At 69.5% G+C, this 26,730-nt stretch carries 25 protein-coding genes; 9 read left to right on the top strand and 16 right to left on the bottom strand.

The window, feature by feature from the left end; translation table 11 throughout:
* Positions 1 to 4 precede the first annotated feature (4 nt).
* Positions 5 to 1,885 (bottom strand): molecular chaperone HtpG, encoded by a 1,881-nt coding sequence (gene htpG / locus FZ938_RS00535; RefSeq protein WP_149196778.1) that lies wholly within the window; start codon positions 1,883 to 1,885, stop codon positions 5 to 7.
* Between the two features lie 201 nt (positions 1,886 to 2,086).
* Positions 2,087 to 2,731: an MSMEG_1061 family FMN-dependent PPOX-type flavoprotein gene (locus FZ938_RS00530; RefSeq protein WP_149196777.1), complete on the bottom strand. Its 645-nt coding sequence runs from the start codon at positions 2,729 to 2,731 to the stop codon at positions 2,087 to 2,089.
* A gap of 112 nt (positions 2,732 to 2,843) precedes the next feature.
* On the opposite strand from FZ938_RS00530, the gene FZ938_RS00525 reads away from it, so the two are divergent.
* Positions 2,844 to 3,551, top strand: a complete 708-nt coding sequence (locus tag FZ938_RS00525) for a TetR/AcrR family transcriptional regulator C-terminal domain-containing protein (protein ID WP_149196776.1) — start codon at positions 2,844 to 2,846, stop codon at positions 3,549 to 3,551.
* 25 nt (positions 3,552 to 3,576) lie between these two features.
* Here FZ938_RS00525 and FZ938_RS00520 read toward each other — a convergent pair whose 3' ends face one another.
* The 6 genes from FZ938_RS00520 to FZ938_RS00495 all read right to left on the bottom strand — a co-directional run bounded on the left by FZ938_RS00520 (position 3,577) and on the right by FZ938_RS00495 (position 9,243).
* Positions 3,577 to 5,211, bottom strand: coding sequence for a DUF945 domain-containing protein (locus FZ938_RS00520; protein ID WP_149196775.1), 1,635 nt, complete (start codon positions 5,209 to 5,211; stop codon positions 3,577 to 3,579).
* A 93-nt stretch (positions 5,212 to 5,304) separates the two neighbouring features.
* Positions 5,305 to 5,973 (bottom strand): glutathione S-transferase family protein, encoded by a 669-nt coding sequence (locus FZ938_RS00515; RefSeq protein ID WP_149196774.1) that lies wholly within the window; start codon positions 5,971 to 5,973, stop codon positions 5,305 to 5,307.
* A gap of 101 nt (positions 5,974 to 6,074) precedes the next feature.
* On the bottom strand, positions 6,075 to 6,560 hold the full coding sequence (locus tag FZ938_RS00510) for a GNAT family N-acetyltransferase (protein WP_149196773.1): 486 nt from the start codon (positions 6,558 to 6,560) through the stop codon (positions 6,075 to 6,077).
* Between the two features lie 119 nt (positions 6,561 to 6,679).
* Complete coding sequence (locus FZ938_RS00505) at positions 6,680 to 7,924, bottom strand: TAXI family TRAP transporter solute-binding subunit (RefSeq protein ID WP_246798986.1); 1,245 nt, start codon at positions 7,922 to 7,924, stop codon at positions 6,680 to 6,682.
* Between the two features lie 187 nt (positions 7,925 to 8,111).
* On the bottom strand, positions 8,112 to 8,606 hold the full coding sequence (locus FZ938_RS00500; protein ID WP_149196772.1) for a HupE/UreJ family protein: 495 nt from the start codon (positions 8,604 to 8,606) through the stop codon (positions 8,112 to 8,114).
* A gap of 97 nt (positions 8,607 to 8,703) precedes the next feature.
* A complete protein-coding gene (locus FZ938_RS00495) occupies positions 8,704 to 9,243 on the bottom strand; it encodes a hypothetical protein (RefSeq protein ID WP_149196771.1) in 540 nt (179 codons plus the stop codon).
* A 402-nt stretch (positions 9,244 to 9,645) separates the two neighbouring features.
* On the opposite strand from FZ938_RS00495, the gene FZ938_RS00490 reads away from it, so the two are divergent.
* Positions 9,646 to 11,106, top strand: coding sequence for a Y-family DNA polymerase (locus tag FZ938_RS00490; RefSeq protein WP_246457558.1), 1,461 nt, complete (start codon positions 9,646 to 9,648; stop codon positions 11,104 to 11,106).
* A gap of 3 nt (positions 11,107 to 11,109) precedes the next feature.
* Here the strand turns inward: FZ938_RS00490 and FZ938_RS00485 are convergent, their stop codons facing one another.
* Positions 11,110 to 12,066, bottom strand: coding sequence for an acetyl-CoA carboxylase carboxyltransferase subunit alpha (locus FZ938_RS00485; RefSeq protein ID WP_149196770.1), 957 nt, complete (start codon positions 12,064 to 12,066; stop codon positions 11,110 to 11,112).
* A gap of 192 nt (positions 12,067 to 12,258) precedes the next feature.
* On the opposite strand from FZ938_RS00485, the gene FZ938_RS00480 reads away from it, so the two are divergent.
* Complete coding sequence (locus FZ938_RS00480; protein ID WP_149196769.1) at positions 12,259 to 13,044, top strand: class I SAM-dependent methyltransferase; 786 nt, start codon at positions 12,259 to 12,261, stop codon at positions 13,042 to 13,044.
* Between the two features lie 121 nt (positions 13,045 to 13,165).
* On the opposite strand, the gene aceB is transcribed toward FZ938_RS00480, so the two are convergent.
* Positions 13,166 to 14,770, bottom strand: a complete 1,605-nt coding sequence (gene aceB / locus FZ938_RS00475; RefSeq protein WP_149196768.1) for a malate synthase A — start codon at positions 14,768 to 14,770, stop codon at positions 13,166 to 13,168.
* 91 nt (positions 14,771 to 14,861) lie between these two features.
* Positions 14,862 to 15,893, bottom strand: coding sequence for a phage shock protein operon transcriptional activator (pspF, locus tag FZ938_RS00470; RefSeq protein WP_149196767.1), 1,032 nt, complete (start codon positions 15,891 to 15,893; stop codon positions 14,862 to 14,864).
* Between the two features lie 178 nt (positions 15,894 to 16,071).
* On the opposite strand from pspF, the gene FZ938_RS30395 reads away from it, so the two are divergent.
* The 4 genes from FZ938_RS30395 to pspC all read left to right on the top strand — a co-directional run bounded on the left by FZ938_RS30395 (position 16,072) and on the right by pspC (position 17,834).
* Positions 16,072 to 16,236 carry a hypothetical protein gene (locus FZ938_RS30395; protein WP_174757343.1) on the top strand — a complete coding sequence of 55 codons (165 nt, stop codon included), beginning with the start codon at positions 16,072 to 16,074 and terminating at the stop codon, positions 16,234 to 16,236.
* A 17-nt stretch (positions 16,237 to 16,253) separates the two neighbouring features.
* Entirely contained in the window at positions 16,254 to 16,925 is a 672-nt protein-coding gene (gene pspA, locus FZ938_RS00465; RefSeq protein ID WP_085087733.1) for a phage shock protein PspA, read from the top strand.
* Between the two features lie 74 nt (positions 16,926 to 16,999).
* Positions 17,000 to 17,227 (top strand): envelope stress response membrane protein PspB, encoded by a 228-nt coding sequence (gene pspB, locus FZ938_RS00460; protein WP_085087734.1) that lies wholly within the window; start codon positions 17,000 to 17,002, stop codon positions 17,225 to 17,227.
* Positions 17,228 to 17,432: 205 nt separating this feature from the next.
* Positions 17,433 to 17,834, top strand: a complete 402-nt coding sequence (pspC, locus tag FZ938_RS00455) for an envelope stress response membrane protein PspC (protein ID WP_109154894.1) — start codon at positions 17,433 to 17,435, stop codon at positions 17,832 to 17,834.
* Between the two features lie 80 nt (positions 17,835 to 17,914).
* Here pspC and FZ938_RS31290 read toward each other — a convergent pair whose 3' ends face one another.
* Entirely contained in the window at positions 17,915 to 18,040 is a 126-nt protein-coding gene (locus tag FZ938_RS31290; RefSeq protein ID WP_281496918.1) for a hypothetical protein, read from the bottom strand.
* Positions 18,041 to 18,311: 271 nt separating this feature from the next.
* On the opposite strand from FZ938_RS31290, the gene FZ938_RS00450 reads away from it, so the two are divergent.
* Positions 18,312 to 18,878, top strand: coding sequence for an MAPEG family protein (locus tag FZ938_RS00450; protein ID WP_149196766.1), 567 nt, complete (start codon positions 18,312 to 18,314; stop codon positions 18,876 to 18,878).
* Here the strand turns inward: FZ938_RS00450 and FZ938_RS00445 are convergent.
* Both FZ938_RS00445 and FZ938_RS00440 read right to left on the bottom strand, forming a co-directional pair.
* Positions 18,817 to 19,779, bottom strand: a complete 963-nt coding sequence (locus FZ938_RS00445) for a glycosyltransferase family 2 protein (RefSeq protein ID WP_149196765.1) — start codon at positions 19,777 to 19,779, stop codon at positions 18,817 to 18,819. The two genes, FZ938_RS00450 and FZ938_RS00445, sit on opposite strands and share 62 nt — an antisense overlap.
* The gene (locus FZ938_RS00440; RefSeq protein ID WP_149196764.1) at positions 19,776 to 21,200 is read right to left on the bottom strand and encodes a hypothetical protein; all 1,425 of its coding nucleotides are present in this window, start codon (positions 21,198 to 21,200) and stop codon (positions 19,776 to 19,778) included. The genes FZ938_RS00445 and FZ938_RS00440 overlap by 4 nt, the downstream gene beginning before the upstream one ends.
* A gap of 353 nt (positions 21,201 to 21,553) precedes the next feature.
* On the opposite strand from FZ938_RS00440, the gene FZ938_RS00435 reads away from it, so the two are divergent.
* Complete coding sequence (locus FZ938_RS00435) at positions 21,554 to 23,401, top strand: right-handed parallel beta-helix repeat-containing protein (protein WP_246457555.1); 1,848 nt, start codon at positions 21,554 to 21,556, stop codon at positions 23,399 to 23,401.
* A 203-nt stretch (positions 23,402 to 23,604) separates the two neighbouring features.
* Here the strand turns inward: FZ938_RS00435 and FZ938_RS00430 are convergent, their stop codons facing one another.
* Positions 23,605 to 24,954 (bottom strand): heme biosynthesis protein HemY, encoded by a 1,350-nt coding sequence (locus FZ938_RS00430; RefSeq protein ID WP_149196762.1) that lies wholly within the window; start codon positions 24,952 to 24,954, stop codon positions 23,605 to 23,607.
* Positions 24,951 to 26,690, bottom strand: a complete 1,740-nt coding sequence (locus FZ938_RS00425; RefSeq protein WP_149196761.1) for a mitofilin family membrane protein — start codon at positions 26,688 to 26,690, stop codon at positions 24,951 to 24,953. The genes FZ938_RS00430 and FZ938_RS00425 overlap by 4 nt, the downstream gene beginning before the upstream one ends.
* Positions 26,691 to 26,730: the final 40 nt, after the last annotated feature.

Genomic DNA, 26,730 nt, shown 5'->3' with positions numbered 1-26,730 from the left:
ATCGTTACGCCAGCCCCTTCTCCATCGCGTTCGCCAGACGGCGGGCGAAGGCGGCGGGGTCGGGCAGGGCTTCGCCTTCGACGATGCGGGCCTGATCGAGCAGGAGCCACGCCGCATCCTCCAGCGCGTCGGTGGCGCCGCTGCCCTTGGCCCGTTCGGCCAGACGCTTGATCAGGGCGTGGGACGGGTTGATCTCCAGGATGCGCTTGCCGACCTCGCCGTTCAGCTGCTTGTGCTGCTTCAGCAGGCGCTCCAGGTGCATGTCCATGTCGTTGTCGTCGGCGACCAGACAGACGGCGCTGTCGGTCAGGCGTTCGGACTTGCGGACATCCTTCACCGCGTCGGACAGGGTCAGCTTCAGCAGGGCCAGCAGGTCGGTCAGCTCGCCCTCCGGCGCCTTCTCCTCCGGCTTCTCGGCCTCTTCGCCCTTGATCTTGCCGAGATCGGCGCCGCCGCGCGTCACCGACTTGAAGGGCTTGCCGTCATAGACGCCGACAGACGGCATCCAGAACTCGTCCACCGGGTCGGTCAGCAGCAGCACCTCGACGCCCTTGGCCTTGAAGCCTTCCAGCTGCGGGCTGCGCAGCAGGGTGTCGATGTCGTCGCCGCTGATGGTGTAGATGGCGTCCTGGCCCTCCTTCATGCGGGCGACATACTGCTCCAGGGAGACCAGATCCTCGCCGGCGGTGGTGCGGAAGCGCAGCAGCTTCAGCAGCTCGTCTCGGTGCTCGTAGTCCTCATAGAGGCCTTCCTTCAGCACCGCGCCGAAATTCTCCCAGAAGCTGTCGTATTCGGCCGCGTTCTCGCTGTCCTTGGCCTTCTTCGACAGCTCCGACAGGACGCGCCGGGTGATGCCGGCCTTGATCTTGGCCAGCATCGGGTTGTGCTGCAGCATCTCGCGGCTGATGTTCAGCGGCAGATCCTCGCTGTCGACCACGCCGCGCAGGAAGCGCAGGTAGGGCGGGATCAGCCCTTCGGCCGCGTCGGTGATGAAGACGCGCTTGACGTACAGCTTCACCCGGTGGGCGCGCTTGGGGTCGAACAGGTCGAACGGCTTGGTCGAGGGCACATAGAGCAGGTTGGTGTATTCCAGCGCCCCTTCGGCCCGCCAGTGCAGGGTCAGCCACGGATCGTCGAAGGCGTGGCCGACATGGTGGTAGAACTCCTTGTACTGGTCGGCGGTGATCTCCGACTTCGACCGGGTCCACAGGGCCGACGCGCTGTTCAGCGCCTTGGCGTCGTCACCCTCGCCGAACAGGATCGGGATAGCGATGTGGTCGGAATATTTGCGGACGATGCCGCCCAGGCGAGCCTCGTCGAGATACTCGTCGTCGCCGGTGCGCAGGTGCAGGACGATCTTCGTGCCGCGCGGCAGGCCGTCGGTCTCGGCGATGGTGAACTCGCCCTTGCCGTCGGATTCCCAGCGCCAGCCCTGATTCTCGCCGGCCTTGCGGGTCAGCACGGTGACCTTGTCGGCGGCCATGAAGGCGGAATAGAAGCCGACGCCGAACTGGCCGATCAGGTTGACGTCCTTCTTTCCGTCACCCTTCTCGGCGGTTTCCAGCGACTTCATGAAGGCGGCGGTGCCGGAGCGGGCGATGGTGCCGAGATTCTCGACCAGATCCTCGCGGTTCATGCCGATGCCGTTGTCGGCGACGGTCAGGGTCCGCGCGTCCTTGTCGACCAGCAGGCGGACCTTGAGGTTCGGATCGTCGGCCGAGAGTTCGGGCTGGGTCAGCGCCGCGTAGCGCAGGCGGTCGCAGGCGTCCGACGCGTTGGAGACCAGTTCGCGCAGGAACACTTCCTTCTCGCTGTAGAGCGAGTGGGCGACGATGTCGAGCAGACGGCTGACCTCGGCTTGAAAACTGAGCCGTTCCTCGGTCATGGGGGCACCTTCGTTGGTTTTGCACGGGTGTTGGCGTCAAGACGGCGGAGATATGTGAAAGCGTCCCGGCCGTTCAAGAGGCTTGTGCCGTGCAACCGCGGGAGGTGTGCGGCGGGGTGTCGCGGTGGAGAGGCCTGAACCGGATGTCCCGACACCTTCCTCCCTTCGCCGCTTCAGGGCCCCCGGCCTTCGTTCCTCCTTTCATTCCATGGGAGGCGATTCGCTGTACAGCTGTTCCGCCAGTCCTTTCTGGTACATCGCGTCGATCTGGTCGGCCGTCAGATCCGCCAGTCCCGCCTGGTCCTTCACCATCTGGCCGGGAGACGGCATGTCGTGCGGTACGGACCAGGCGTCCGGTTGCCACAGATGCGAGCGGCGCAGCGCCTTGCCGCAATGGAAGAAGGCTTCCCGCACGGACAGGCGGATGGCGGCCTTGGGGATCCGCCCTTCCTCCGTCAGCCGTTCCAGCAGGGGCGGGTCCGTGGTGACGGTGGCGATGCCGTTGATCCGCAGGAAGATGTCCACGCCCGGCACCAGGAACACCAGTCCGCACCCGCCGTCGGAGGTGAGGATGTTGGTGATCGACGAAAGCTTGTTGTTGCCGGGCCAGTCGGGCAGGGCCAGCGTCTGGCGGTCTTCGGCATGGACAAAGCCCGGCCGCCCGCCGCGCGGCGAACAATCCATCCCGCTTTCCGCCATGGTGGCGACGAAGACCAGCGGCGATTCGGCGACGAAGCGCAGGCAGTGATCGTCCAGGAAGGGGAAGCTCATCTTCACGATGCGCTCGGACGGCATGTCGTAGAGCTGCCGCAGCGCCTCGACCGTGTGGATGCGATGGGGATCCATGGACGTTCCTCTGCTGGGCCGCGGTGCGCGGCGACGGGTAAACTAACGTTGTTAGATTTGGCCTAACAGCGTTAGTTTGTCAATCCCGGCAGGAAGAGGCGGACTTACGGCCATGCGTGTGCAACGACAGGACATCATCGACGCCGCGATGACCCTGCTCGACGAGGTGGGGATCGAGGGGTTGACGATGCGGCGCCTCGCCGGGGCGCTGCGGATTCAGGCCCCGTCGCTCTATTGGCATTTCGCCGGCAAGCAGGCGCTTCTCGATGCGATGGCCGACGCCCTGCTGGCCGAGATGAGGCTTCCCGCCGATGCCGGACTGCCATGGGACGAGTGGCTGCGCGAGGTGGCGACGGAGTTCCGCCGCGCCTTGAAGTCCCGGCGCGACGGGGCGCGTGTCTATGCCGGAACCTTCCCGGTCATGGACAATGTCCTGCGCGTCAGCGACCGCGCGATTGCGACCCTGCGCGCCGCCGGTGTCGACGAGCGCACGGCGGCCCATATGCTGTTCACGATGCTGTATTTCGTGATCGGCTTCACCATCGAGGAACAGGCGACCCTGCCGCCTCCCGGCGGAAGCGGTGAGGGGATCGACCTGAAACGGGTGGCGCAGCAGCTGACGGCGGAGCAGGAGGCACGCTACCCCCACGCCGCCGCCACGGTGAGGCTGCTCGTCGCGGACAATGACGACGACGCCCGCTTCCGGTTTGGTCGGGACCGTCTGATCGACGGGTTGAGGGCCGCCATCCCCAGTTCCAGCCCCAATCCAAACAAAGCCCCCGATCCAGGTTTGCCGGGATCGGGGGCTTGGCAGGTCTGAAGCTTCGGCGTGCTGTTTGCCGGGCTTACTTCTTCTTCGGCTTTTCCGCCGGGGCCGGGGCCGGTTCGCCGCCGCCGGCCAGCAGCGGGGTCATGTCGGCGCCGTTCAGCAGGAGCTGGCCGGCCTCCGTCACCTCGAACTTGTAGGTGCGGATGTCGGCGCCGGTGTCGTCCTTGCCGGCCTGACCCATGGCCTGGACCATCGCCAGACCGCCCAGCAGATCCTGGGTCTCCTTGTCGGGCTTGGCGCCCGGGGCCGGCTGCATCGCCTTCACCGCGGCGTCGATGCCGCGCAGCAGGACGTTGGCGCCGCCGGTGACGCCGAAGGCGGCCTGGGTGGCGACCTTGACCGCGCCGGTGGCGGTGCCGGCCGTCGCCGGGGTGTCGAGGTTCAGCGCGTCGATCCGCAGCTCCGTCCCGGCCTCGCCCATCGCGGCCATCGCCTGCTGCATGACGACGTCGGAGGAGGGCGGCGGCGGGGCGGCCTTGGCCTTGGCGCCCTTCTTCGGCGGCGGGGCCTCTTCCGCCTCGGCGGCCTTGGCCAGTTCGGTGAAGGCCTTCCACAGGGCGCTGTTCGGCAGCTTGGCGACCGACAGCTTCATTTCGAAGGCGCGCGGGGTGAAGGCGGCGGGGGCGGGCGACGGTGTCATGGCGAAGTCGCGCGCCTCGATGCCCATGCTGACGGTCGACATCGCCTGGTCGAGGTCGGTCAGGCCGCTGCGGAAGGCGAGCTGGCCCAGCGTCACCGTGGTCCCGTCCTCCGGATTGACGACGGACAGGTTGGACAGGCGCATGGCGCCGCTGACGCCGCCGAAGATGCCCTGCAGCTTCGGCAGCAGCTCGGCACTGGTCGGGGCAGCGCCCTTGGCGGCGGTCTGTTCCGACAGCTTCTGCAGCGCGCTGACCTTGGTCAGGTCGACGCGGGTATAGGTGGCCTCGGCGGTGACGCCGCCGATCTTCACCAACTCCTTGTTCTTGTCGTCCTTCACCGACAGGCCGCCGAAGGCGAAGGCGGCCGGGCCGCTCCACAGGGTGGCGCCGCCGGTCCCGGCCTCCGGCTTCAGGTCCTGGACCATGGTCATGGAAGCGACGGAGATCTTGCCCTTGCCGTCGGCGGCGTTGACCGCGATGTCGTTGTAGGCGGCATCGACGGCGAGCAGCGTCTCCAGCGCGCCCGACCAGGTGCTGGTGAAGGACTGCTTGCCGATGGAGATGGTGGCGGCGTCGACATACTCGTCGTTGTCGTCGAGGTTCTGCACCTTGATCGCGCTGGGCAGCGTGATCGACACGCCATACTGGCCGTCATCCTTCGGCGTCACCGACAAGAGGACGGTGCCGATGTCGAACAGCGTGCCTTCGGCATCCTCCGCCGACAGGCGGGGCAGGGCGACGTCGTAATGGTCGCCGGCCGGCTTGACGGTGGGTTCGCCCTGCCATTCGAAGCCGACTCCCTCGCCATCCTCGCTGGGCGGCGGGAACCAGCGGGGCAGGTCCTTCTTCAGCGAGGCGGCAAGCGCCTTGGCCCCGGCGTCGTCGACGGCGGGGGCGGCCTGGGCGGGCGACCAGCCGGCCAACAGCGCCAGCATGCCGCCGGCGATCAGGGCGGGCCTCAGGGAACGGACCGGCAGGGCCGGGACGGGCGAAAGACGGCTGAGACGCATCGAGGAACTTCTCCCGGGTACGATTTGGGAGCACGTTAAGCTTGATACGCGAGGCCGGTCCATGCCCCTGATGGGCCAATTCTCAAGAAGCGGTTAAAAATCCAGGTCGGCGTAGTGCCTGGGCGGCGGGCAGCCGGTGATGTTGTCGGCCAGCAGCGCGCGGAAACTGGGGCGCGACTTGATCCGGGCGTACCAGTCCTTGGCCTCCGGACTGCGGTCCCACGGCACGTTGTCGATATAGTCCAGGCAGGACAGCTGCGCCGCGGCGGCGATGTCGGCCAGGGTGAAGACCGACCCGGCCAGCCAGGGCCGCCGTTCCGACAGGAAGGCGATGTAGTCGAGGTGATAGGTGACGTTGGCCAGACCGGCGCGAATCGCCGGGGCGAAGGGGTGGCCCTGGCCGGACAGCCGCTTGATCAGCTTCTCGCCGACGAGGTTCTCGGTCACCTCGCGTTCGAACTTGTTCAGGAACCAGTCGGCGACCCGCCGCACCTCCGCCCGCGCCGCGATCTCGCGTGGCAGCAGGGGGGTGTCGGGATAGGCCTCTTCCAGATATTCGATCACGGCGAGGCCGCCGGCGGCGACCGTCCCGTCCTCCTCCACCAGAACCGGAACCTCGGCGGCCGGGTTCAGCTTCAGGAAGTCGGTGCGCCGCTCCCATGGCCTTTCGACCACGGGTTCGAAGGGCAAGGCCTTCTCGGCGAGCATCACGCGCGCGGTGCGCGACAGGGCGTGGATCGGGTGGTGGTACAGGGTTCGCATGGCGGCGCGACTTTACCGCAACGCCGCAAAGGAAAACAGCCTGCGCATCCGGGCCTGCGGGTCTCGTTGGGGGTGGGTCGGCGGGGCGGGCGGCAAGCCGTTCACCCCGCCCGCGACAGGCGGTAGAGCACCAGCGCGTCCGGCTGGTCGGAGGGGGGAGCCACCGGCGTCCAGCCGTTGTGTTCGTAGAAGGCGCGGGCGGCGGCGTTGCGGGCGGCGCAGGCCAGTTCGACCGGGTGGGGGCCGCCGCGCAGCAGGGCCAGCGCCTCGCGCAGCAGGGCGGATCCGATGCCGCGCTTGTGCCATTCGGGGTCGATGAACAGGTTGTGGATGACGCCGGCCTTGGGATCGAGCGAGACGAAGCCGACCACCGTCCCGACCACCGTCCCGGCCCCGGCCCCGTCGACCTCGGCGACCAGCACCGAATCCTCGCGCACGCAGTCGTAGTAATCGTCCAGCCCGAATCGGTCGGCGGGTTGCCAGGAGAAGGCCTGGCGGCGGCCGTGCAGGAAGATCTCGGCACAGCGTTCGGAGTCGGTGCTGCGGGCGGAACGGATCGCGATGCGCACCCCTTCCCCGGCCGCCATGCCTCTCTCCTTCTGCCCGTTGCGCCCGATCATGAGAATCAACCGGATCTCCGGTCAGACTATTCCACTGCCGGGCCGTCCGGGAACGGTCCTTTCGTCCTGTCCGGAGCAAGGGAGGTTCAGCGCGGCGCCTTGTCCCCTGCCGCCTTCCCGGTGGCAGTCTTTTCGGCAGGGGGCTTTTCGGCCGGGAGCTTCTCGGCGGGAGGCGTGTCGGCGGGGGGCTTCCCGTTCGCGGCCTTCTCGCCGCCGGCGGGGGTGGTGTCCGTGCCGGTCCCGCCGGTGGGCGCCCGTGCCGGTTCGTTGGCGGCGTTGCCGAGCAGGCCGGCCTCGCGGTAATAGCGCTCCGCCCCCGGATGAAGGGGAACCGAGACGTTGGCGACCGCGCGGGCGGGATCGAAGTTGCGGCCCTGCGGGTGGCCTTCGGCCAGGACGCGGCGGGTGTTCTCGTGCCACAGCGCGCGGACGACGCCATAGATCAGGTCGGGATCGCGGTCGGCGTGGGTCAGCAGTTCCGCCCCCAGGCTGAGCGTCGGGGTGGGGGCGCTGCCGGGATAGGCGTTGGCGGGGATCTCGTGCTCGATATAGAAGCGCTGGGTCCGCAGCAGCCGGTCTGCGGGCTCGCCGTCCAGCGGCACCAGCCGGATCGGCACCCGCGCCGCCACGTCGCTGACCGCCGCCACCGGATAACCGCCGACCATGAAGAAGCCGTCCAGCTCGCCCTTCGCCAGCCGGTCCGCCGCCATGCCGGGCTTCAGGTAGAGCGGCGTGATCGTGCTTTCCGACAAACCGTAGGCGTCCAGGATCAGCCGCGCCTCCACCAGCGTGCCGGAGCCCTCCTCGCCCAGCGAGATGCTGCGGCCCTTCAGGTCGGTCATGCGGTCGATGAAGCCGTCGGAGCGGACGACGACCTGGATCGCCTCGGCATAGAGCATGCCAAGCGAGCGCAGTTCGGCGAACGGGCGCTTGCCGGTGAAGCTGCCGGTCCCGCTGTAGGCCCAATAGGCGACGTCGGCCTGGGCGAAGCCGGCCTCCACCGTGCCGGCGCGCAGCATCTCGACATTGTCGACCGAGCCGTTGCTGGCCTGCGCCACCACGATCAGGCCGGGGATGCCGCAGCTTCCCCCTTTGTCGCAGGGGCGGGAACCCGGCGGGTTGGAGATGGCGTTGGCGATCAGCCCGCCGATCGGGAAATAGGTGCCGGCGGTGGTGCCGGTGCCGATGCGGAAATAGCGCAGATCCTGCGCGGCGGCGGGCGTGCCCAGCAGCAGGCCGGCGGACGGCAGAAGCGGCGCCAGGGCCACCCCGCCCAGCAGGCGGCCCAGCAGACGGCGGCGGGTCAGAATGGGCATCCGGGGGGCGGACATGCCGGGGCCGTCCCGAAGTCCCGATGAGGGGAACTCCGGCGGGGTAAGGCAGGCTTTGGCGTCTGCGCGGGGCACCGGGGCGTTCCGTTCGTCTGGCCCGTTGGTCCCGGAAGGGAGGGGCGGGCGGGAAGGAGGGGCGTGTCTTCAAAGATTTCCGCGCAACCCCGTCATTTCAAGGCGCAACCGGTCAAATCACGCCGACGAGGTCAAGAACGCCGGCGACTGCTACCACACCGCCACACAGCCGCACCGCGCGGTCCGACTCGGCCTGGGTCACCGCGACCGACAGACCCAGCCCGCCGCAGGCGACCAGCATCAGTCCAGCGGCGAAGCCGGCCCAATAAAGCGGCGGTCCCTGGTGGGCATGGCCGTGGAACACGGCAGCGACCGCGGCGATCAGCACCGCCAGCACGGCGGGCGCCCGCACCCCCAGCGCCACCAGCGACCCGACCACCAGCAGCGAGGCGGCCAGTCCCGGCCCGGCATAGGGCAGCCGCACGCCCATCTGGGCGGCGAAGCCCGCCGCCAGCGCGGCGGTCACGGCGGCGGCCGGCACCTGCCAGACCGCGGTGCCGCCGGCCTGTCCGGCCCACATGCCGATGCCGAGGATGCCCAGCAGATGCTGCAGCACCCACACCGGCGTGGTCAGCCCGGTGCCGAAGGCCCCCGTCAGCGTCGTCATGCGCCCGCATCCCCATCCCGTGTCGCTCCGGCAGCCGGTATGGCGGCTGAGGCGGGGCGGGGTCAAGCGGTCAGGCTCCAGGTCGGGGAAGGGGAGGCTACCGCGCCAGCGGGTCGCCCCATTGCCGCAGGTCGTTCTCGCGCTTCATCAGATCGCGCTGGCCCAGCGGGTCGAGCCGTCCCATGGCGTCGTCGGTGCGCATGCGGTCGACCTCCGGCCGGATCAGGTCGCGCTTGAAGGCATCGGTTGCGCTCTGGGACGAGGGCGGGGGCGGCACCGGGATCGGGCGCGGCGGCTGGGGCAGGGCGGCCGGGTCGGGCGGGGGCGACGAACTGCCGCGGCGGCGCTTGGGTGGCGGCCGGTCGGTGTCTCCCGAGTCGCGGCTTGCCTGCGGGACCTCTGCCTCTCGGGTTTGGGTGGTGGGCTTCGAGCCGGCGCGTGACTGCTCCGCCTGGATCTGGCTCCAGGTCCGCCGCTCCCCGCCGCCGGGAATCACCGTCTGCTCGTGGATCGGCGGAAAGGCCTGGGCACGGCCGGGCATGTCGTCGCGCAGGTCCGACGGCGCGCAGGCGCCAGCCGCCAGCAGGAGAACGAGCGGAGCCAGATGATAGGCCAGGGGCTGGAGATGTGGGGTCATCGATGGAATGTCGGCATTGCCGATCGTTTCGGCAAGATGACCCCAAAGGAGGGACTCGCCCCAAGGCCAAGCCAGCGCTAGAATGTTCTTTGTTTGTTCTGGATTGTTGGTTCTCGTATGACGCAGCCCCCTCGCCACCCTCCCTTGTCCCCCTCTCCCTCCCGGGGAGAGGGTCGGGGTGAGGGGGATGCACTGCGGGACCTTTGGGAAAATCCCGCAACGCGCCCCCCTCACCCTAACCCTCTCCCCGCCTTTCGGCGAAGCTGCGCTTCGCCTGTCGGCGCCGTAAGCCAAGCTTACGGCGGGGGGGAGAGGGGATCTAAGAGCGGGGGAGAGAGGGGCCGCCGCCGCATCCTCGCCCTGTGGCTCCCTCGCCTATCCACCGATGCGCGGGAGCGGCTGATGCCGCCGGACCTGCGCGCTCGTCCGTTCGCCCTGCTGCGGACGGAGCGCCAGCGGCGGATGGTGGTCGCGGTCAACCGGGCGGCGGCGGTGCTGGGCATCGTTCCCGGCCAGACCCTCAGCGACGCCCGCGCGCTGGAGCCGGCGCTGGAGGTGGCGGAGGCGACGCCGGAGGCCGACTCGGCCCTGCTCGGCCGCATCGCCGACTGGGCGCGGCGCTACAGCCCCTGGACCGCGGCGGACGAGCCGGACGGGGTGGTGATCGACATTACCGGCTGCGCCCACCTGTTCGGCAATCATCTTTTAGAGGGCGAAGCGTCACTGGCCGCCGACCTGACCGGCCGGCTGCGCGCCGCCGGCTTCAGCGCCCGCGCCGCCATCGCCGACACTCCGGCCGCCGCCTGGGGGCTGGTGCGCTTCGGCAGCCCGGAGGAGCGGCGGCGGGAGGTGTTGGACGGCCTGCCGCTCGCCGCCCTGCGCTTGGCCCCGGAGATGGTGGAGGGGCTGCATGCGCTGGGCCTGCGCCGGATCGGCGACCTGCATGCCATGCCGCGGGCGGGGCTGGCCGCAAGGTTCGGGGGCAGGTTGCTGCAACGCTACGATCAGGCCTTCGGTCGGCTGGACGAGCCGATCTCGCCGCGCCGGCCGGTGGCGGACCACCGCGAGCGCATGACCTTCGCCGAACCGATCGCCACGCCCGAGTCGATCGCCGGGGCGCTGCGCCATCTGTTGGGCCGGCTGTGCAAGGGGCTGGAGGCGGCGGGGCTGGGCGCGCGCCGGCTGCGGCTCGACGCCCACCGCACCGACCAGCGGGTGGACGACGAGCCGCAGAGCCTGACGCTCGGCACCAGCCGCCCGACCCGCGACCCGGCGGTGCTGGCCCGGCTGTTCGACCCGCTGCTGGAAAGGATCGAGCCGGGACCGGGGCTGGAAACGCTGGTGCTGTCGGCGGCGGAGACCGGGCCGCTGTCGGCGGTGCAGACCGGCCTGGATGGGGAGGAGGCTGACAGCGGGCTGGCCGAGCTTGTGGACCGGCTGACGCTGCGGCTGGGGGAGCGGGCGGTGCTGCGGCTGGTGCCGCGGGAAAGCTGGCTGCCGGAGCGCTGCGTGGCGTCGCATCCGCCGCTGGAGAGGTTGCCGTCGCCGAAGCCCTGGCCGGCGGGACAGCCGCGCCCGTTGCGCCTGCTGACCCCGCCCGAACCGGTGGAGGCCACCGCCCCGCTGCCCGACGACCCGCCGCTGCAATTCGTCTGGCGCGGCGTGCGCCATCGCGTCAGCCGGGCCGAGGGGCCGGAGCGGATCGAATGCGAATGGTGGCGTGGGGAAGGGTCGCTGGGGCTGGCCGTGCGCGATTACTACCGCGTGGAGGATGGCGACGGCCGCCGTTTCTGGCTGTTCAGGGCCGGACTGTACCGGCCGGGGGAGAACCCGCGCTGGTTTCTGCACGGGTTCCTGGGGTGAAACTCACCCCAGCCCCTTCTGCCCCATCTCAAGGAACTTCTCACGACGCTTGGCGCGCAGGGTGGCGCCGTCCAGGCCGTCCAGTTCGCCCAGCGACTCCTCGATGCAGTCGCCCAGCTTCTTGATCGTCTCGGCCGGGTCGCGGTGGGCGCCGCCGATCGGCTCGCTCACCACATGGTCGATGACGCCCAGTTCCTTCAGGTCCTGGCTGATCAGGCGCAGCGCGATGGCCGCCTCGCCCGCCATGTCGGAGCTGCGCCACAGGATCGACGCGCAGCCTTCCGGCGAGATCACCGAATAGATGGCGTGTTCCAGCATCAGCACGCGGTCGGCGGTGGCAATCGCGATGGCGCCGCCCGAGCCGCCCTCGCCGATGACCGAGGCGACCATCGGCACGTTCAGCCGCAGGCAGCGTTCGATGCTCTTGGCGATGGCTTCGGCCTGGCCGCGCTCCTCCGCCTGGACGCCGGGGAAGGCGCCGGCGGTGTCGACCAGCGAGACGACCGGCAGCTTGAAGCGGTCGGCCAGATCCATCAGGCGCTGGGCCTTGCGGTAGCCTTCCGGCTTCGCCATGCCGAAATTGTGGCGGACGCGCGTTTCGGTGTCGTTGCCCTTTTCCTGGCCGATCACCACCACCGAGCGGCCACGGAAGCGACCCAGCCCGCCGATGACCGCGCGGTCCTCGGCGAAATGGCGGTCGCCGGCCAGCGGCGTGAAGTCCTCGATCAGGCCGTGCACATAGTCCAGGCAGTGCGGCCGATTGGGGTGGCGGGCCACCTGAACCTTCTGCGCGGGCGTGAGCTTGGCGTAGGTCTGCCGCAGGAGCTTGTCGACCTTGGCCTGCAGCTTGGCGACCTCGTCGGCGATGTTGATGTCGCCGGCGTTGGTCAGGTGCCGCAACTCCTCGATCTTGCCTTCAAGCTCGGCGATCGGCTTTTCGAATTCCAGGAAGGTCTGCATGCCGGACACGGGTGGTTGGCGAGGCGCACAAAAAAGCGCGCGCTTGGTAGCACGCCCGGCGCGCCTGCGCCACAGCGGAAAGATGCGGGACAGCCTGGGAAGGGTTCCGCGACGAACCCACAGGGTTTATCCTTATCCGCCGGGAAATTCCAAGCCTAATCGTTGCCCGGATCGTGCAAGGCGGATCGCTGCATGCCCTCTTTCCCCCAGTCCTTCCCCCAATCCTTCAAGGACCATTTCTCCGGCCATGCCGGCGATTACCGCGCCTTTCGTCCGACATATCCGCCCGCCCTGGCCGCCGCCCTGGCCGATGCGGCGCCGGCCCGCGGACTGGCCTGGGACGTCGGTTGCGGCAATGGGCAGTTCTCCGTGGCGCTGGCAGACCACTTCGCGGTGGTCCACGCCACCGACGCCAGCGCGGAGCAGATCGCGCAAGCCCAACCGCACCCGCGTGTCCGCTATGCCGTCGCCCCGGCGGAGGAGAGCGGGCTACCCGACGGCTGCTGCGACCTGATCGTCGCGGCGCAGGCGGCGCATTGGTTCGACCTGGGTCGCTTCTATGCCGAGGTGCGGCGGGTGGCGAAGCCGGGGGCGGCGGTGGCGCTGGTCTGCTACGGCCGTCAATGGCTGGACGATCCCGTGCTGGACCCGGTGGTGGAGCGGTTCCACAACGGCACGCTCGGCCCCTATTGGCCGGCCGACCGCTGGAAGGTGATCGAGGGCTATCGCGGCATGGAGTTCCCATTTCCGGAACTGCCGGTCCCGCCGCTGGCGATGGAGGCGGTTTGGACGCTGCCGCGGCTGCTCGGCTACATGAACACCTGGTCGGGAGTGAAGGCGGCGGCCAAGGCGCTGGAGCGCAACCCGCTGGAGGAGTTCGCGGAGGAGATCGCGCCGCTGTGGGGCGATGCGGAGACGGAACGGCGGATCCGCTGGCCGCTGACGGTTCGGTTGGGGCGGGTTTTGCCCCCTCCCTAACCCTCCCCCGCTTCGCGGGAGAGGGGACTGCCGCCGCTTCGCGAATCTACCCTCTCCCGCAAAGCGGGGGAGGGAGGGACCCACGCGCCAGCGTGGGAGGGAGGGGGCCAGAGGCCGGTGCTTACGCCCCCTCCGCCACCACGCGCTCATAGGCCGGCAGGGTCAGGAAGTCGGTGAAGTCCTCGCGCGCGACCAGATCGCGGAACAGCGACGCGGCGTCGGCGTAGCGGCCCTTGGCGTAGGCGTCGGCGCCGACGCGGGCCTTCCAGGCCGACAGCTCCTCCGCGATCACGCGGTCGACGAGGTCCAGCGTGACGGCCTGCCCGTCGTCCAGCGCCGTGCCGGTGTGGAGCCACTGCCAGACCTGGGTGCGGCTGATCTCCGCCGTGGCGGCGTCCTCCATCAGGTTGAACAGCGGGACGCAACCCTGGCCGCGCAGCCACGCCTCGATATAGCCGATGCCGACCGCCACGTTGTTGCGCAGGCCCGCTTCCGTCTTCGGTCCGGCGGGCACCGCCAGCAGGTCGGCGGCGGCGACGGTCACGTCGGTGCGCTTGCGGGCGATCTGGTTCGGCGTCGGCATGTAGGCGTCGAACACCTCGCGCGCCACCTGGACCAGTCCGGGATGCGCGACCCAGGTGCCGTCATGGCCGTTGGACGCCTCGCGCTCCTTGTCGGCGCGGACGCGGGAGAAGGCGGCCTCGTTGGCCTGGAGGTCGTCCTTGACCGGGATGAAGGCGGCCATGCCGCCGATGGCCGGGGCGCCGCGGCGGTGGCAGGTCTTGACCGCCAGCTGGCTGTAGGCCGACAGGAAGGGGGTGGCCATCGTCACCTCCGCCCGGTCGGGCATGACGGCGGCGGGGTCCTTCCGGAACTTCTTGATGAAGCTGAAGATATAATCCCAGCGGCCGCAGTTCAGGCCGGCCGAATGCTCGCGCAGCTCATACAGGATCTCGTCCATCTCGAAGGCGGCGAGGATGGTCTCGATCAGCACCGTCGCCTTGATCGAACCGTGCGGCAGGTGGAGATACTCCTCCGCCACCAGGAAGACCTCGCGCCACAGCCGCGCCTCGAAATGGCTTTCCAGCTTGGGCAGGTAGAAATAGGGACCGCTGCCGCGGGCCAGAAGCTCCTTGGCGTTGTGGAAGACATGCAGGCCGAAGTCGAACAGCGCGCCGGACATCGGCTCGCCGTCCATCAGCACATGGCGTTCCTCCAGATGCCAGCCGCGCGGCCGGACCTTCAGCACCGCGGTCTTGTCGCTGAGCCGGTATTTCTTCCCGCTGGCGGGGTCCTCGTACGAAATGGTCCGGCGCACGGCGTCGCGGATGTTGATCTGCCCCTCGACCAGATTGGTCCAGGTCGGGCAGGTCGCATCCTCGTAATCGGCCATGAAGACCTTGGCGCCGCTGTTCAGCGCGTTGATGACCATCTTGCGGTCGACCGGGCCGGTGATCTCCACCCGGCGGTCGAGCAGATCGACCGGCAGCGGGGCGATGGTCCAGTCGGCCTCGCGGATCGCGCGGGTTTCCGGCAGGAAATCGGGCTTGTGGCCCTGGTCGAGCAGCGCCTGCCGCTTGGTCCGCACATCCAGCAGCCGCAGCCGTTCGCCGCCGAAACGCCCCTCCAGCTCCGCCAGGAAGGCCATCGCCTCCGGCGTCAGGATCTCCTCGAAACCGGGCTTGATCGGACCACGGATTTCAAGACCGGACATGCTGGTGGCCATCGTGCTGCTCCCCTTCCCGTATCGTGACGAACCGCTCTCGCGACGGTTGGACAACCGGTATAGCACGGGAAACGCGCAGTCCGGGGACGGCCTAAGGTCGCAGATGGGCGGGTGGGATCAGCCCGTGCTTCTTCAGCATGCCGCGCAGCTGGTGATAGCCCAGCCCCAGCGCCTCCGCCGTCTGGCGCTGGTTGAAGCGGTTGCGCTCCAGCGCCTCGCGCAGCCTGGCGGCTTCGAATGCCCGGACCTGATCGAGGATGCCGCCGTCGAACTCGGGCGTTGCGGCCCTCTCCGCGATGGGCGCGGCCTCGACGCGGGCGGTCGGCGCCGTGGCCCAAGCGGCTGTGGGGCGCCAGGGCGACTCGAAGGGGTCGAGGATGACGTGGTCGAGCGGTTCTTCGGGATCGGCCGCGGCGACGGAGCGTTCCACCGCGTTGCGCAGCTCGCGCACGTTGCCGGGCCATTCATGGCCGCGCAGCCGGTCCAGCGCGGCGGCGGTGAAGCCGTGGAACAGCGGGCGTTGCAGTTCGCGCACCATGCCCAGCGCGAAATGCTCGGCCAGCGGCGGGATGTCGTCGGGACGGGCGCGCAGCGGCGGCAGGGTCACCACGTCGAAGGCCAGCCGGTCCAGCAGGTCGGCGCGGAACCGCCCGGCGGCGGCCAGCGCCGGCAGGTCGGCGTTGGTGGCGCCGACCACCCGGACATCGACGGTGGCGGTGCGGCCGCCGACCCGTTCGATTTCGCCATACTCGACGGCGCGCAGCAGCTTTTCCTGAACGGCGGGGGAGGCGGTGGCGATCTCGTCCAGGAACAGGGTGCCGCCGTCGGCCTGCTCGATCCGGCCGATCTGCCGGCGGGTGGCGCCGGTGAAGGCCCCGGCCTCGTGCCCGAACAGCTCCGAATCCAGCAGCGACTCAGGCAGCGCCGCGCAGTTGACCTTGACGAAGGGGCGCTCCCACCGCTGCGACAGGTAATGCAGGCGGGCGGCGATCAGCTCCTTGCCGGTCCCGCGCTCGCCGATCACCAGCACCGGCCGCTCCAGCGGCGCCACCCGCGACACATGCGCCAGCGCCGCCAGGAAGGCCGGCGATTCGCCGAGCAGGGACGGGGGAGTGATAGTCATCGTCATTTTCACCACTGTTTCGCCCGATTGACGATTATATCGTCCTATCAGCGAAGCGGCAATCCGGGGCATGCACGGGCGTAAGCTTGGCAAGTCCAGGCTTCCCAACGGCTTGGCGCCGATCCGCCGGAATTGGCACGGCGGTTGCGATACCGGTGTCATGGCAAGGAGGTCATCAATGAGCGACTTCAGCGATTTCCGCCGCCGCTATGGCGGTGACCGCTTCAACACCGCGCAAGCGCGCCCGACGATGCGGCGCGTGCGCAACTATCTCGCCACGCGGCCGTCGGAAAGCTGGCTGTTCTTCTTCGCCGGCATCGTCGCCGGCGCCATCCTCGGCTGATTCACGGGACATCCACCATGAGCATCTTTTCGCGCCTGACCGACATCGTGCAGTCGAACCTGAACTCCCTGCTCGACCGCGCCGAGGAGCCGGAGAAGCTGATCCGCCTGATCATCCAGGAGATGGAAGACACGCTGGTCGAGGTGCGCTCCTCCACCGTCAAGATCATCGCGGAGAAGAAGGAGATCGAACGCCGCGTCGCCGATCTCCACCGCGAGCGCGACGAGTGGGACCGCAAGGCCGAGGTGGCGCTGACCCGCGACCGCGAGGATCTGGCCAAGGGCGCCCTGATGGCGAAGTCCAAGGTCGCCGAGCAGGCCGACGCGCTGGCCGAGCAACTGGTGCAGGTCGAAGCCGCGCTGTCCAAGGCCAACGAGGACATCGGCCGCCTGCAGGCCAAGCTGACCGACGCCAAGACCCGCGAGAAGGCGCTGGTCGCCCGCACCCAGACGGCCAGCAACCGGGTCAAGGTCCGCACCGTCCTGCATGACGAGCGCATCAACGACGCCCTGTCGCGCTTCGAGCAGGTCGAACGCAACCTGGACGAGATGGAGGGCCGGGTCGAGGCCTATGACGTCGGCCGCACCAAGAGCCTGACCGAGGAGATCGCCGAGCTTGAGGCGACTCACAAGGTCGAGGAGGATCTGGCCGCGCTGAAGGCCCGCATCGCCGCCCGCCGCAACGGCTGACCGTGGCTTGGTGCCGGGGTGGGGCGGTGACGCCCCGCCCGCTCTTCTCACGACAATAAGAAGGCCCGACGACCATGGGGTTCCTGGGTTTCGTCCTCGCGGTGCTGTTCATGGTGGTGGTGGCGCCGGTCTGGATCGTCTTCCACTACATCACCAAATGGCGCTCCCAGCGCGGGCTCACCGCGCAGGACGAACGGCTTCTGGCCGAATTGTGGGAGATCTCCAACCGGCTGGAGGCCCGCGTCCACTCGCTGGAGCGCGTGCTCGATGCCGAGGCGCCGAACTGGCGCGACAAGGTGTGAGGGGATGAGGTGTCGGCTTCGAATGCCCCCTCCCTAACCCTCCCCCGCTTTGCGGGAGAGGGGACTGCCGCCGCTTTGGCAGTGACGTGACGCCGCCAAGCATCCTGCCCCCTCCACCGCCAGAGGCGGGGGAGGGATGGGGAGGGGGCAACCGCTGCAGAACCTCCCTCCCAACCCGAAACTCAACGAAAGGACCGAGCCCGCCATGGACCGCGCGTCCCCCTACGACTCGCCGAATCCGCACCGGCTCTATCGCGATCCGCAGCGCGGGGTGCTGGGCGGGGTATGCACGGGTGTTGCCGATTACTTCGGCGTGCAGCCGGCCGTCGTCCGGCTGGCGATGCTGTTCGCCCTGTTCTTCTTTTCGGTGCCGCTGGTGATCGCCTATGTCATCGCGCTGATGGTGCTGCCGGTGCGTCCGGCGCAGCTGTATCGCGATGCCGAGGAGGAGGCCTTCTGGCGGACGGTGTCAACCAAGCCCGACCGGACGCTCGCCGGTCTGACCCAGCGCTTCCGCGACATGGAGAAGCGGATCGTCGGAATGGAGGCCTACGTCGCCTCCAAGGAATTCGAACTGAACCGCGCGATCCGCGATCTGGATCGCTGATTGCCTTCGGCAATGATCGCCGCTGCCTTCGACAAGCCGAACCGCTGATCCCCGACCGGAAAGGCCGGGGGCCGGTGTCGTCAACGCCGCTGGCGGCGCCGGTCGCGGACGCGGATCGGAATCGGTTTGGGAGTGGGCATCGTGGCGATCAGACCGGCCAACGCCGCAGCCGTCGCCACCGCACCACCGAGCAGAACGAGATCCATCATAGGCCCTCCACCATCGAGATCCCCGCGTTCACCCACATGGTGAAGCAGATGGTTAGAACATGGTAGCGAAAAGAGAGACTGACAACATCTCTCCCATCGGGGCAGCCCCCAGTACATAGCGTCATGGGACACCCTCCGCGTCGCCCGGGCCTTGATCCAAATCACGAGCCGGGCCGTTATTGGTCGAAGGAACAGGGTGCGGTCTTTTCCAGATGGGAAGCGATCGTGCCTTTGTCGAATCCCCGGCCTTCGACGGAGCCCCGACCAGATGTCCGATACCAGTCTTCGCCAAAGCGCCCCACGCCGGCGCAAATCCCTGGTGCTCCGTGCCCTGATGCTGAACGGTGCGTCGGCGGTGGTGACGGTGCTTCTGTTCGTCCTGCTGCTGTCGCTGGTGGCGCCGCCGATGGGCATCAACGCGCCGGGCGCGCGGATGGCGTTGTGGGCGCGGCTGGTCGTCTGGCCGGCGCTGGTCCTGTTCGGCATGGTCGTCGGGGTGATGGCGATGCGTGGCCGTACCCAGGCCTTCAATCCCATCGAGGACCCCGAATCGCGCGGCCAGCGCGTCTGCCAGCGGGTGCTGGCCAACAGCGTGGAGCAGTCCGTCATCTTCGTGCCGGCGCTGGCCGCCCTGGTCGCCACCCTGCCGCAGCCCTCGCTGGGGGCGGCGGCGGTGGCAACCGGGCTGTTCGTGCTGGGCCGGCTGCTGTTCTGGGCGGGCTATCTGGTGCATCCCTTCGCCCGCGCGCCGGGCATGGCGATGACGCTGACCGTCAATCTGATCGTGCTGGGCTGGGCCGTTCTGCTGCAACTGGGCGGGATGCAGCCCGGCTGACGGGCTTCTCCGCCGGCTTTCTTTCAGGAGGCGCGCTGGCCGGGGCCGCCGTCTTCGCCAGATGCAGCCAGCGGCGGTAGGCCTCGGCGCTCACCGGCGCCCGGTGCTTCAGCCCGATGCGCAGGATCTGCGGCAGGGCGAGCAGCACCTTCAGGTCGGTCGTCCGCGGGCCGTGGCGCAGGTTCTTCCAGCTGTTGCCGGCCCAACTGCGCGCCAGCCGCCACGCCATCAGCGAGGACGGGCAGCGAGCCACCTCGCGGATCAGGTCGTTGCGGTGGTTGTAGAAGCGCTCCATCCCCGGCTTGCGGCCCTTCTCGCTCTTGTCGTGGTAGACCATGATGTCGGGCAATGCCACGACGCGATAGCCGGCGCCGACCAGCCGCAGGCAGCGGTCCTTCTCCTCCCCCTGGCGGTAGAGTTCCGGCATGTAGAGTCCGACCTGCTCGACGGCGCTGCGCCGCAGCAGATGACCGCAGCCGACATACCACGGCACGTCGAAGGGGGCGGCGCCCTTGGGGAAATAGACCAGCCCGTCGCGCGTCTCGATGTTGCAGGCGACGGCGGCGACTTCCGGGTTCTCCTCCAGATAGGCGACGCAGCGAGCCAGCCCGTCGGGATCCTCGAACCAGCTGTCGTCGTCGACCGACAGGATGCAGTCGCCGGTGGTGTTCACGAAGCCGAAGTTGCGGGCGAGGATCAGCCCGCCATTGTGCGGCTGGCGGACATAGCGGACGGTCGGAAACTCCGCCCGCATCATGGCGCCGGTGCCGTCGCTGGAGCCGTCGTCGATGACGATGATCTCCATCGGCGGGGTGGTCTGGCCCATCAGCCGGGTCAGCGCGATGCGCAGCTCCGGCCCACGGTTGTAGGTGGCGATGACGGCGCTGACGGTCAGCGTCATGACGGCTCCCTTCTGACGAGATTGGGCCGGACAAGATTGGGTGGCGCCACCACCGGGCGCATCGGGTCGTCCTCCAGGATCCCCCAGGCGCGCAGCGCGCGGGTCAGCCCGATCCACAGCAGGATCGGCAGCAGCGAGAAGAAGCCGAACTTCACGATGGTGATGTTGCCGTCGCGGAACCACTGCAGGCACAGCGGCAGGAAGGCGCAATAGAACAGCACGGCGTAGCGGTTGCGGAAGCCGCTGGTCCAGAACCAGCTGTGCATGCGGCCCAGGATCAGGCCGACCACCACCATGGTGACGATCATGCCGATCCAGCCGGCGCTCATCCAGCCGTCGCCGGGCAGCGAGGTGGTCAGGTTGTAGAAGACCCCGTAGTCGTTCAGGTCCACCCACTTCACCGGCGCGCCGACCGGCTTTCCCGGCCACAGCAGGCGCGGGATCGGTTCGGTGAACAGCTGCAGGTACTGGGTGAACCAGGTGTAGGTGCCCGACTGTTTCGGCACCACCCACAGGATATAGGCGAGGAAGTCGAAATTCGCCAGATCCTGGCCGGCCAGCGCGTCGAGCGCCCGGCCGCTGCCGCTGCCGCCGTTGAAGTGCAGCAGGACGGAAACCGGGGCGTCGCCGGCCAGCACGTCGCGGAAGGCGTCGCGGTTGTTGCCCAGCACGGTGAACAGGCCCATCACAGGGATCGCGGCCAGCACATGCCACAGCCGGAACCAGCGCGTGCGGGTGCGGTACAGCAGCAGCAGCACCAGCCCCAGGATGCCCATGATGATCGCCCAGCGTCCCCAGCCCAGATAGGCGCGGTAGGCGACGAAGCCGGCGAAGGGGATGAAGGACAGCGGGTGGAAGCGGCAGACCCAGATCAGCCCCAGCGTCAGCGGCAGGCCCATCGAATGGGCTTCGGCGATGTAGCCGGTGGTGTTGGTGTAGATCGGCTGGCCGGTCAGCGGATCGCGCTCCATCTGCACGTCGCCGGTGCCGTCGAAGCTGGCGCCGGCCTGACGCTGGATCGCCGAATAGATGGCGAGCGGACCCAGCAGCAGCGCGGTGGTCAGGAAGGCCACGATGTCGACGCGGTCGAAGGAGAAGGCCGGCGCCGGCTCGCCGTTCGGGGTCCAGTCCGGCTTGACCAGACCGGCCCACATGCAGGCGGCGGCGAAGGCGATCAGCCCCACCGAACTGACCACCAGCGTCATGACGAACTGCTGCTCGTTCGGCCAGAAGCCCATGAACAGCCAGACATCGTCGAAATTCTGGGTGTGGACCAGGATCGGCCGCATGACGAAGACCAGGGCGTGGAAGATCAGGTACAGCGTCAGCGGATGGAACATCGATGCGCTGCCGGAGCTGAGGAACACCACGGTTACCAGCACCAGCACCAGGACCTGCGCGATCAGCGCCATTTCGATCATCGGCAAACAGTCCCCGGTAATTAGGCTGCGCCTGAACGGGGCGCGCGGCCCGCGGGCAAGCGGGTACGACCGGCCGGTCAGGCTAGGATGAAAAGTCAGCCTATACGCCCCGTCCCGGTCCGGCAGGGGTGCAGAGGGCGTGGCCCCTTCGCACCCGCACACCCCCTTCGCGCTTTTGCCGGTGCGGCGGGGCTGGGTCAGTCTCCCTCCTTCGGCGGCTTCGCCGTTGTTTTGGAGGAGGTTCTCCCATGTTCCGTTCCCAGCCTCGTCGTCGGAGTGGAGCGGCCCAAATCCTGCCTCGGATTTTGCTGACATCTGCATTTCTGTTTGCCGCCGCCGGTTGGGGGCCGGCGGTGGCGGCACAGACCAGTTCCGCCGAAACGACCTTCTATGTGTCTCCCAGTGGCAACGACCGCTGGTCGGGACGCCTGTCCCAGCCGTCGGCGGACGGGCGCGACGGTCCCTTCGCCACCCCGGCCCGTGCGCTGGCCGCCGCCAAGGGCAACGGCCCGGCGACCGTGCGGCTGCATGGCGGGACCTATCGGCTGACGGCGCCGCTGGTGGTGGACGGCTCGCTGCCGGGGTTGCGGCTGACCGCGGTGGAGGGGGAGCAGCCGGTGCTGTCCGGCGGCGAGACGGTGGGTGGGGCGCAACTGGCGAACGGCCTTCTGTCGGCGCCGCTGGCGCGCGATCCGGGGCTGGACGTCTCGATCGGCGGCCCCGGTGAAAGGTTGCGCTTGGACGCCGCGCGCAGCGGCGACTTCAATCCCGGCGACCCGCGCAGCGGCTGGTTCCCGGCCAAGGCGGTGCAGTCCGATCCCAAGAGCCAGGGGAGCAAGCGGCAGATGCGGCTTCCCGCCGGCGTGCTGAAGGCCGGCTGGGCCGGGCCGGGGGTGCGGGCGCAGGCGCTCGACCGCGAACGGCTGTCCGACGACCTGCTGGGCGTGGCGTCGGCCGATCCGAACGGTCTGCTGACCCTGGGCGGCGACGGGCAGTATCCTTACCGCGACGGCTCGACCGTGCGGCTGCTCGGCCATCCCGATTTTCTGACGCGGCCGGGTGAGTTCGCCTGGGACGCCAAGGCCAAGCGCCTGCTGGTGAAGCCGCCGACCGGGCTGAACAGCGCCGGGGCGGAGCTGGTGGTGGCGCGGCAGCCGGCGCTGCTGCGGCTGGACAACGCGCGCAACGTGACGGTGCAGGGGCTGACCTTCACCGACGTGCCGTGGGACGGCAACGCGGTGCTGGTGAAGGGCGGCAGCGGTGTGCGGATCGCCGACAACCGCTTCCTGCTGGTCGGCACCGCGGTGATGCTGGACGGCGCCGGCCGAAGCGAGGTGTCGGGCAACCGGATGGAGCATCTCGGCCGCTCCGGCGTGGTGCTGGCGCCGGGGAGCAGCGACAACCGCATCCTCGCCAACCGCATCAGCGACATCGGCGAGGTGCGCTTCTTCAGCGGCGGCGTGATGGGGGCCGGCATCCGCAACACGCTGATCGCCCACAACGACATCCGCCGGTCGGCCCGTTACGGCATCTCGATCAAGAACTGGAATCCGCAGACGGTGAACAGCGACAACACCATCGAGTTCAACCGCATCCGCGACACCTCGCGCCAGACCGCGGACGCCGGCGCCATCGAGATGCTGGGCCGCAGCGGCAACGACACCCGCAGCATCATCCGCTTCAACGACATCCGCGACACCGGCGGCCTCGCCACCGACGCGCAGGGGCGCTGGCTGGCCCGCTACAAGGGGTTCGGCATCTATCTGGACGACATGACCAGCGGCGTGACGGTACAGGGCAACCTGCTGGAGAACACCGGCATGGCGGCGATCTTCCTGCATGGCGGCGACAACAACCGGGTGTCGGACAACATCACGGTGATGAACGACGGCAAGGACCGCTTCCTGCGGCTGGAATGGGTGCCCAGCGCCGGAAAGAACGGACTGATGCACGGCAACGTCGCCGACGGCAACGTGGTGGCCGGCCCGTCGCCGAAGGAGCAGGTCGTCAACAGCCTGTCCGGCGGCGAATACCGGATCGAACGCACGCAGCTGGAAAATGCGGCGCCGGTTGCGGCGCCCGCCGGTATCGCCAATGCCGCCAGGGCCACCGCCCCACCGGCAGGGGGGCGCCTGCTGGACCGGCTGCTGGCTATGAAGGAACTGCCCCTCGACCGCGTCGGGCCGGAGGGGATGCGGTAAGAACAATAAGCCGGAGCGAGCCTCATCCGGCTGTCATCCCCGCGGAGGCGGGGGTCCAGGCTTCCGGTCCAAGCCGCTTGTGATGACTGGATTCCCGCCTGCGCGGGAATGACGGTCGAATGGGGGAGGCCGCGAGCATCCCGAAAAGAAAAAAGCGCCCTTCCCGGTAAGGAAAGGCGCTTTTTCTGAACCTTACTTCACCCCTACGCCGTGGCCGGACGGGCCAGCGCCGGGGGGAGGTCGGTCGGTTCCATCACCGGGACGGCGACCGTCGGAGCCTTCCAGGTCAGGGTGTCGAAGGCGCCGCAATGGCCGCACAGGCCGCCCCAGTTGTGGCTGACCGCCCCGCAGGAGCTGCAGGTCCACACCGGATCCTCCGGCGCGTTGGCGGCCTTGGCCAGCCAATCCTTCGCCGCGTCCTCGTCGTGGCGCTCACCGCGGTCCAGCTCGGCCATCAGGCGGTAGGTGCGGCGGGTCGGGCCGATCTCCATGGCGCGGTTCAGGTGCTGGCGCGCCTCGCCCCACAGCTGGGCGTCGATGGCGGCGCGGGCGACGGCGAGGTGCGATTCGGTCGAGTCCGGGGCCTGCCGCACCAGCTTCTGGAACAGCCGGACGCGGGTCAGTGCGTCATAGCTGGACACGATGGTCCGGTAGATGTCGGCCAGTTCCGGGTGCGGCGACTGACGCCACGCCCGTTCCACCACCTTGGCGGCGGGCTTCAGCCGGTCGGCGGCGAGCTGCAGGCGGGCCAGGCGGACGGCGGCGGGGACGAAGCCCGGCATCATGTCGTGCGCCGCCTGGGCGTGCGACAGGGCGGCGTCGGCACGGCCGCGGCGCTCCGCCTCGAAGCTGCGCTCCAGCAGCAGGACGGCGCGGTGGCGGCGGCCCTCGTCGGTCGGGATGGCCCCGGCCTGGATCGCCTGCTGCAGCGTGCCTTCGGCGGCAGCCCAGTCGCCGGCCTGCGCCTCCAGGTCATAGAGCGTGCCGAGCAGCCAGGGCGTGTTGGGCTGGAGCCCGCGCGCCTTGCGGGCCAGCGTCAGCGCCTCCACCCGGTCACCCGACTTGATAGCCTGGGTCAGCAGCCCGCGCATGCCGAGGAAGGCCGTCTCCGGCCGCTCCAGCATGGCGGTGAAATACTCCCTGGCGGCGCGCTCGTCGCCCTGCAGCTGGGCGGCCTGGGCCGACAGCAGCATGGTCAGCGGCGGCTCGTTCAGCAGCCCGTCGGCCTTGCGCGCCATCTTGCGCGCGGTCTGCGCGTCGCCGGCGGCGATGGCGACCATGCCCTGGGTCAGGGCGCGGTAACCGCGTTCGCGGCGGCGGACCCGGCTGTGGCGGCGGATGCGATACGGCGTGCGGATCAGCCCGCGGATCAGGCGATACCCCAACGCCGCGATGCCCAGCGCCACGATCGTGACCAGCAGGGCGACCCAGAAGGGCGCCTCGACGGCATAGCCCAGCCAATGGACGCTGACGGTGCCGGGACGGTCGGCGAGCCAGATCGCGGCGGCGATGACCACCGCGACCTTCAGAAGGAACCAGAGGGCGCGGATCATTGGGCCGTCCCCTTCCCGCCGGCGGCGGTGGTCATCAGGGCGATGGCGCGGTCGTTCAGCTGGCGCGCGGCCTGATCGGCGGCCAGACGCGCCTTGGCGTCGGCCAGCCACGGGGCGGCGGTCTGCGTGGCCGGACCCTGCAGGGCAGACAGCTCCTCAACCGCCTTGGCGAGGTTGCCCTCGTTCAGCGCGGCCTCGGCGCGGGCGACGATGGCGTTGGCGGTGGTGCCGACCACCCCGCCGCCCTCCTGGCGCACGGTGACCAGGGTGGACAGCTTGCCGACCGCGGTGTCGATCCAGCTCTTGCCCTCGCCGCGGATGTCGGCGCGGACGATCTCGCCGGCCAGCGGCTGGAAACGGTCGGTCAGCTGGGCGCGGGTCGGGATGCCCTTGGCGGCGTAGGGCGCCACGGCGTCGAGCGGCTGGGTCACGCCCGCGTCGGAGATGTTGAGGGCGCGGACCGCCTGCAGGTCCTGTTGGAACGGCTGCCCGCCCGACAGGGAGGCGCGCAGCTGACCGGCGGCCAGCACCAGCGCCTGGGCGGTGGTGGCGGCGTCCTGGCGCTCGCTGACGGCCTGGTTGACGCTGGTGACCTGCTGCTTCAGCTGGTCGACCTCGCTGCGCAGTTCCTGCGCCGCCTGGGAGTTGCCGGAGACGGCGGAGACCTTCTGCTCGAGCGTGGCGATGCGGTCGGCCAGCGCCTTCTGGGCGTCGGCGGCGCCGGTGTCGCGCGTGGCGGCCGGGCGCTTCTCAAGCGCGTCGATCCGCTGGGTCAGCGCGGAGAGGTCGGCGCCGTTGCCGCCGTTGGCGGCGGCCGGACGCTGCTCCAGCTTGCCGACGCGGTCGGCGAGCTGCTGGATCTGCGACTTCAGCGCCGGGTCGGCCGGAGCGGAGGCGCTGGAGGAGGCCGACGGCGCCGGCCAGCCGGGCAGGGCGGGACCCCACCAGGGCTCCGACAGGGCGGCGGCGCCGACCAGCAATGCTACCACCGACAGGGCGGTGGCGAACCCGCCGCCGGAGCGCGGCTCGTCGATGTAGGACGGAGTCGGGGCGATATTGGGGGCGATGGTCGGACGCGCCGGCTCGGCATCGGCGCTGCGGCTGTAGCCCGCGCTGCCGCTGGTGCCGGACGTCGTCCAGCTGCCGGTGGTGGTCTTCGACGCGTCGGACTTGATGGCATCGTCCTTGGCCGCTTCGGCCTTCTCCGCTTCGGCCTTGTCCGCGTCGCCCTTCGGCGTGTCGGCGAGGCTATCGGTGGCGCCGATCGGCGTGGCCGGCGGGATCAGGGCGTCGGACGATTGCAGTTCGGTCGCGGCACCGATGGTCGCGCCGGCCGCCGGGGTGTCGGCGCCGGGGATGGTGTCGGCCGGGGACGCGGTCGGCACCGGCTCCACCACCGGAGCGGCATCGATGATCGTGGCGGCCGGGGTGATGACGGACGCGGCGGAGGCGTCGGTCTGCCGGTCTTCGCTGGGGGTTGCCGCGTCCAGGTCGGCGTCGTCCAGCTTGATGCGGTGCTTGGCGGCGGCGGTGCGCAGGTCGGCATGGCGGGCCAGCGGGATCGCGCCCCGCTTCTTCCAGCCCTGGACCGTCGTCACCGGGGTATCCAGCTTGTGGGCCATCGGGCGGATGCCGCCGAAACGTTCGACGATGCGGTCGACCGCCGCATTGCCGGTGCTGGCGCCGTCGCCGTCACGGTCGGTGCCGGGGCGTTCGGGGCCTGGACGAGAGGTCATGGGCTGTACCTTCGGTTCGCTGTTGTTCGTTTTAACGTCA

Origin of the sequence: Azospirillum oryzae (genome assembly GCF_008364795.1) — a bacterium.
GTDB classification, from domain to species: Bacteria; Pseudomonadota; Alphaproteobacteria; order Azospirillales; family Azospirillaceae; genus Azospirillum; species Azospirillum oryzae.
Note: the sequence above shows the minus strand (reverse complement) of the source record. Positions and strands in the feature narration are given on the sequence as shown.